We start from the raw sequence: 5,470 nt of genomic DNA, 5'->3' as shown, positions 1-5,470 counted from the left end.
AACCCGGAAGCTAAGCCCTTCAGCGCCGATGGTACTGCACTCGACAGGGTGTGGGAGAGTAGGACACCGCCGAACACAAATTACGAGAAGCCCCCCAACCAGTGATGGTTGGGGGGCTTTCTCGTACCCAAAACACCCCGAAACATCCCGTCGCCGGCACCCCCCGGATCGAGCGAACGGCACGTTCGTCGCCTCAGATCGACCGAACGTACCGTTCACACCATCACGAGCGGGCGCACGAGTGAGGACGACGGGCGCTTTGCCCGGATCAGTCGATGCCGTCGGCGGTGGCAGTTGCATACTTCGGCCGGCCAGTGGGCAGATACCGCTGGATCGTCACGCCCTTTGGTGTGGCTCGCGATTCGGCCAGCTCGAGTGCGATATCCGGTCCGGTATCGGGAAAGAGTCGTGTGCCCTGGCCTACGACCACCGGAACGATCAGCAGGATCATCTCGTCGACGAGATCGTTCGCGAGAAGCCAGCGGCACAATTCGCCACTGCCGTGCACCTGAAGCTCGCCGCCGGGTCCGGCTTTCAGTTCGCCGATCGCTGCGGCGGTGTCACCTGAAAGGGCCGTGGTGTTCTTCCATTGCGGATCGGTGACCGTTGTCGAGGCAAGATACTTGGGCCGCGTATTCAAGGCGCTTGCGATCGGGTTGACCTCTGGATTCTCGAACGCGCCCCAATAACCGGCGAAGATTTCGTAAGTCCGCCGACCGAACAGGAAGGCGTCGGCGCGCTGGTAGACCTGGACAAGGTAAGACATGGCTTCTGCGTCCACCAGTGGCGCGGACCATCCGCCGCGTTCGAATCCGCCGCGTCGATCTTCGTCCGGCCCACCGAGTCCTTGCATCACCCCGTCGAGAGTGACGATGGTAAATGTCGTCAGTTTCATAGTCGTACCCATCTCCCCGGCATCGTCGGATTTCCGCTGTTTCGATATAGACCGTCGGGAAGCGGGAAAGTCATCGAGCGAACGTGGCGTTCATCGCCTTGGATCGACCGAACGTGCCGTTCGCTCAAGGTGGGCGGTGAGATCAGGGCTGAACGGGCACCGAGTCTGCCGGGGTGGTCTCGGACTCCAAGGCGTCGCAGGGAATCGCTAGCTCGGTCTGTTCGAGGCGGCCACGAAGGGTGATGTTCTCCGTGATCGACCACTGTGCGGCTTCGGCGCTGTCAGCGACGGCCACAGCCCGTCCGGATGCGGCGAGGTTACCCGGAACCGTCTTGGCGACCTCGGACAGTCGCGCTGCTTCGTTGACGGGATCACCGATGACGGTGTACTCGAATCTTTCTCGCGCACCGACGTTTCCGGCAACGGCAATTCCCGCAGCGACGCCGATACCCGCGCTCACTTCCGGAACTTCGGCACGCAGGCGCTGCTGAATCTTGCGGGCGGCGGCGAGTGCACTGCCGGCGTGATCGTCGAGTGTCGTCGGCGCTCCGAAGATCGCCAGCGCTGCGTCGCCCTCGAACTTGTTGACGAATCCGCCGTGTGCATCTACCTCGTCGACGATGACGTCGAAGAATCGGTTGAGTAGAGCGACCACCGCGGTAGGGGAGTTGGTGGCCGCGATCGTGGTCGAGCCGATGACGTCGACGAAGAGAACGGCAACGTCGCGTTCTTCACCGCCGAGTTCCGGGTTTCGGCGAACCGCGTTTGCGGCAACCTCGTGTCCGACGTGGCGCCCGAAGAGGTCGCGAATCCTCTCGCGCTCGCGCAGGCCCTCGGCCATGCGATTGAAGCCGGTCTGCAGCAGTCCCAATTCGGTCCCGTCGTACACGACGACGGACGCGGTGAGGTCGCCACGGGTGACTTGCTCCATGCCTCGGCGTACGGACCGAATGGGGGCCGCGGCTGATCGGATGTTGATGTACGTCAGCCCGAGTCCGACGCACAGAGTGATCCCGCCGATGACGAGGATCGCGGTCGCGAGGGCTTGCCACGAAGCAGGTCGGATGAAGCTGAAGACCGCTACGAGCATCAAGCCGGTGACGGGGACCCCGCTTCCGAGCAGCCAGACGAGGATTGTCCGGCCGGTCAGTCCGAGAACGGCAGCCTTGCGGGGCGCTCCGGATTCGAGTGCACGCGCAGCAATCGGGCGGAGTGCGAACTCGCTGAGCAGGTAGCAGAAAGCGCAGGTGGTGATACCGCTGAAAGCCACGGTGAACAGAACTTTCGGAATGGTGTCGGGGTCGACGATTCCGTACATGGTCGTGAAGGTGATGAGCGCGGCCGTCCACAGGACGGCTTGCACTCGGGTCAGCCGCCACGGCCCGCGCAACGCCGCGCGTTGATTCTGCTCGGTTGGCCGGTGATCCTCGGTGGCCCACCGGAGATCCCTCATGAGGCGTTTGGTGCCCCACAGAAGTCCGATGAGAAAGACACACCCGATGAAGACGGGCACGGCAATAAAGTTGATCCATGCGAATTCGGGGTGGATGATCTCGGGTCCGGGAACCACGAATCCGACGAGCACGATCGCCAGCACCGCTCCGATCAGGTTGGTGACCAGGAGAGGGGCGGTGAGTAGTGCTTGGACGCGGATTCGGCGGCGCCTGGGGCTTTCGTCGGTGGATCCGAGCAGCCACGACCCCAGGGGCGCACTCGGGACACGGCTTCGCTGCATAGTGTGTCGAGAGTAGTCGTAATGATCGCTTAGGGTGGTCCGGTGCGCCTAGTTATTGCTCGTTGCCGTGTCGATTATGTGGGACGCCTGACCTCCCACCTCCCTACCGCAAGACGACTGCTGTTGGTGAAGGCCGACGGCTCGGTCAGCATTCATGCCGACGATCGGGCGTACAAGCCGCTGAACTGGATGAGTCCGCCGTGCTGGTTGGTCGAGACCACCGGCGACAGCGACGACATCTTGTGGGTCGTCACCAACAAGGCGGGCGAGGAGCTTCGGATCACTCTCGAAGAGGTCGAGCACGATTCGTCGTATGAACTCGGTCTCGATCCGGGATTGATCAAGGACGGAGTCGAGGCACACCTTCAAGAACTTCTGGCGGAGCATGTCGAGACACTCGGCCCCGGCTACACGTTGGTGCGGCGCGAGTACATGACGGCCATCGGGCCGGTCGACCTTCTGGTCCGTGACGCGGACGGTGCATCGGTGGCGGTGGAGATCAAGCGCCGCGGCGAGATCGACGGCGTCGAGCAGTTGACGCGGTACCTGGAGTTGCTCAACCGCGATCCTCTGCTCGCGCCGGTTACGGGAGTTTTTGCAGCGCAACAGATCAAGCCGCAGGCAAAGACTTTGGCCAACGACCGTGGGATCCGTTGCCTGGTCTTGGACTACGAGGCCTTGCGTGGTACCGAAAGCACCGAGTTCCGACTTTTCTGACGCTGTTTAGACTCGAACCATGCCGCGCCGCAAACCTTCGCCGAAGCAATCCCGTCGAACGGATACTCGGCGTGCTCGGGATTCGAGCGCGGAATCGCAGTCACCCAGTGGTGTGTTGTTCGGCGGGGCGCTGGTCCGGGAGGAGCCAGGGCCGGGCGGTGAAATGTACATGGTGAGGCCGATACCAGGCTCCAACGCGACGAAGTTCTATCGCTGCCCCGGTTGTGATCACGACATCAGGCCCGGTGTCGCCCATGTAGTGACGTGGCCTTCGGAACCGGGCGGCGCGAACGAACGTCGACACTGGCACACCGGATGCTGGTCAGGCCGCGGAACTCGCAGCCTGACCAGACGGTGGTCCTGAGCGTCGATCAGTTCCGGGACTGGGCTCGCTGCTCGACGGCGCGGGTGTCGATCTCGGCGGTGTTGGTCTCGTCCGAGTCCTCGAGCACATCGTCTTCGTCGATACTCGGTTCTGAGTCGACCGGATCGGAGTCGGCCTTCTTGTCTTCGATCTCGAGATCTTCCTCGGCTTCGACGATGACCGGAGCGGGCGGTGCATCGAGGAGTTCGCTCTCCCGGTTGACCGATGCGAGCATGGCCGGAACCGAATCGAGTTGTCCCCGAATGCCCAAGAGCTGAGCCAGAATTCGACCACGGAGAACACGCAGTTCTTCGGTGAGTTCCTTCGCGTGAGCGATCTTGCGCTCGGACTGATCGGTGGCGGCCTGCAGCCTGCGCTGAGCCTCGTGCGACGCATCGGCGAGTCGACGCTCGGCCTCTGCCTTGCTCGACGACTCCAGGTCGTTGACGGCGGCGACGACCTTGGCGCGACGCTCGGACATCGAGATGTCGAAGTCTTCGCGGATCTGAGTGCGCTTGGCCTCGGACTCGGCAGCCAGGCGATCCCGCTCGGCCTGTGCGGCTTCGACGATCCGGGCGGCTTCGGTACGGGCCTGCGCCATGGTCTGCTCGTGCATGGTTTCCATCGCATTGCGACGGTCCTCGAGTTCGGCGATCAGCGACTCGTAGTGTCCGCGCAGTCGGGCGCCGTCCTGTTCGGCGATGGAGGTCATCTCGGCTGCGTCGGCCTCGGCCTTCGCGCGCACCTCGGAAGCCTCGTCGGAGGCAAGGCGCAGCATGCGGCTGATGCGATCGCTCATGCCCTCCGCAGTGGTGGGCGGTACCGAGAGGCGGTCGACGTCCTTGCGGAGGTCGTCGATGTCGTCGCGTGCATCGTCGAGCTGCTTGGCAAGGTCACGGGCCTGCGCAGCGGCAGCATCACGATCGGCCGCGGTAACTCGCAGCTCCGCGTCGAATCGCTCGAAGTAGTTACGTACCTCGTCGCGGTCGTATCCCTTCCGTGCGATCTGGAACGGAAGTTGGATCGAACCGCGGTCCTGCTCGTATGCCATGGCGACAATCTACCTGGCATACGAGCTGGAGTCGGGTCTGCTAGTGGCTCGCGTCGGGTTCGACCAGTTCCACCAGGACGCCGCCGGCGTCCTTCGGGTGAATGAAGTTGATGCGCGAGTTGGCCGTACCGCGCCGGGGAGCGTCGTACAGCAACCGAACGCCGCGCTCGCGAAGCTCGGCGGAGATGGCGTCGATGTCGGTGACCCGGTAGGCGAGCTGCTGCAATCCGGGGCCGCTTCGGTCGATGAACTTGGCGATGGTCGAGTTCTCGTCCAGTGGTGCGAGCAGCTGAACGGCAGTGGATCCGGCGGGGGAGCCGACGACGGAGAGCATGGCTTCGCGCACGCCCTGCGATTCGTTGATTTCCTCGTGGGTCGACACCATGCCCAGGTGCTGCGTGTACCACGCGATTGCCGCGTCGAGATCGGGCACCGCGATTCCGACGTGATCGATCGCGACGACGAGGTCGGACGACAAAGGTGCGAGTGCAGAACTGGGGGAGGTCTGTGTCATACCTTTCACGGTAGCGCTACCGTTTGAGGAGTACACGTCGGGATGTGACTTGGCTCTTAGGCCGCACGGAACCGACGACTATGTCTCTTTTGCAGCCGGAGGAAATCGTGACCAGTTCTGTGATTGTTGCGGGAGCTCGTACCCCGATGGGTCGACTCCTCGGATCGTTGAAAGACCTCTCCGGGTCCGACCTC

Annotated in this window: 6 protein-coding genes and 1 rRNA gene; 3 read left to right on the top strand and 4 right to left on the bottom strand. The window is 63.2% G+C overall.

The window, feature by feature from the left end; all coding sequences use genetic code 11:
- Positions 1-75 (top strand): 5S ribosomal RNA (gene rrf / locus B0E55_RS32740); the annotation flags it as partial.
- Between the two features lie 193 nt (positions 76-268).
- Here the strand turns inward: rrf and B0E55_RS31140 are convergent.
- The gene (locus tag B0E55_RS31140; RefSeq protein ID WP_080911171.1) at positions 269-895 is read right to left on the bottom strand and encodes a dihydrofolate reductase family protein; all 627 of its coding nucleotides are present in this window, start codon (positions 893-895) and stop codon (positions 269-271) included.
- 142 nt (positions 896-1,037) lie between these two features.
- On the bottom strand, positions 1,038-2,630 hold the full coding sequence (locus B0E55_RS31135; RefSeq protein ID WP_021334714.1) for an adenylate/guanylate cyclase domain-containing protein: 1,593 nt from the start codon (positions 2,628-2,630) through the stop codon (positions 1,038-1,040).
- 42 nt (positions 2,631-2,672) lie between these two features.
- On the opposite strand from B0E55_RS31135, the gene nucS reads away from it, so the two are divergent.
- Together nucS and B0E55_RS32410 are read left to right on the top strand one after the other, a co-directional pair.
- Positions 2,673-3,347, top strand: coding sequence for an endonuclease NucS (nucS, locus tag B0E55_RS31130; RefSeq protein WP_003945160.1), 675 nt, complete (start codon positions 2,673-2,675; stop codon positions 3,345-3,347).
- Positions 3,348-3,366: 19 nt separating this feature from the next.
- The gene (locus tag B0E55_RS32410) at positions 3,367-3,711 is read left to right on the top strand and encodes a hypothetical protein (RefSeq protein WP_020908287.1); all 345 of its coding nucleotides are present in this window, start codon (positions 3,367-3,369) and stop codon (positions 3,709-3,711) included.
- 7 nt (positions 3,712-3,718) lie between these two features.
- Here B0E55_RS32410 and B0E55_RS31120 read toward each other — a convergent pair whose 3' ends face one another.
- Positions 3,719-4,762 (bottom strand): hypothetical protein, encoded by a 1,044-nt coding sequence (locus B0E55_RS31120; protein WP_021334713.1) that lies wholly within the window; start codon positions 4,760-4,762, stop codon positions 3,719-3,721.
- 40 nt (positions 4,763-4,802) lie between these two features.
- Complete coding sequence (gene mce / locus B0E55_RS31115) at positions 4,803-5,276, bottom strand: methylmalonyl-CoA epimerase (protein ID WP_020723660.1); 474 nt, start codon at positions 5,274-5,276, stop codon at positions 4,803-4,805.
- Positions 5,277-5,470: the final 194 nt, after the last annotated feature.

The organism is Rhodococcus sp. 66b (assembly GCF_002076325.1).
Taxonomy (GTDB): domain Bacteria; phylum Actinomycetota; class Actinomycetes; order Mycobacteriales; family Mycobacteriaceae; genus Rhodococcus_F; species Rhodococcus_F erythropolis.
The sequence above is the reverse complement of the archived record's forward strand: the minus strand, read 5'-3'. Positions and strand labels throughout refer to the sequence as shown.

Bases quoted from the DNA above. Each gene is read 5' to 3' on its own strand.
- B0E55_RS31140 (WP_080911171.1), bottom strand. From the start codon at position 895: ATGAAACTGACGACATTTACCATCGTCACTCTCGACGGGGTGATGCAA.
- B0E55_RS31135 (WP_021334714.1), bottom strand. From the start codon at position 2,630: ATGCAGCGAAGCCGTGTCCCGAGTGCGCCCCTGGGGTCGTGGCTGCTC.
- B0E55_RS32410 (WP_020908287.1), top strand. From the start codon at position 3,367: ATGCCGCGCCGCAAACCTTCGCCGAAGCAATCCCGTCGAACGGATACT.
- B0E55_RS31120 (WP_021334713.1), bottom strand. From the start codon at position 4,762: ATGGCATACGAGCAGGACCGCGGTTCGATCCAACTTCCGTTCCAGATC.
- mce (WP_020723660.1), bottom strand. From the start codon at position 5,276: ATGACACAGACCTCCCCCAGTTCTGCACTCGCACCTTTGTCGTCCGAC.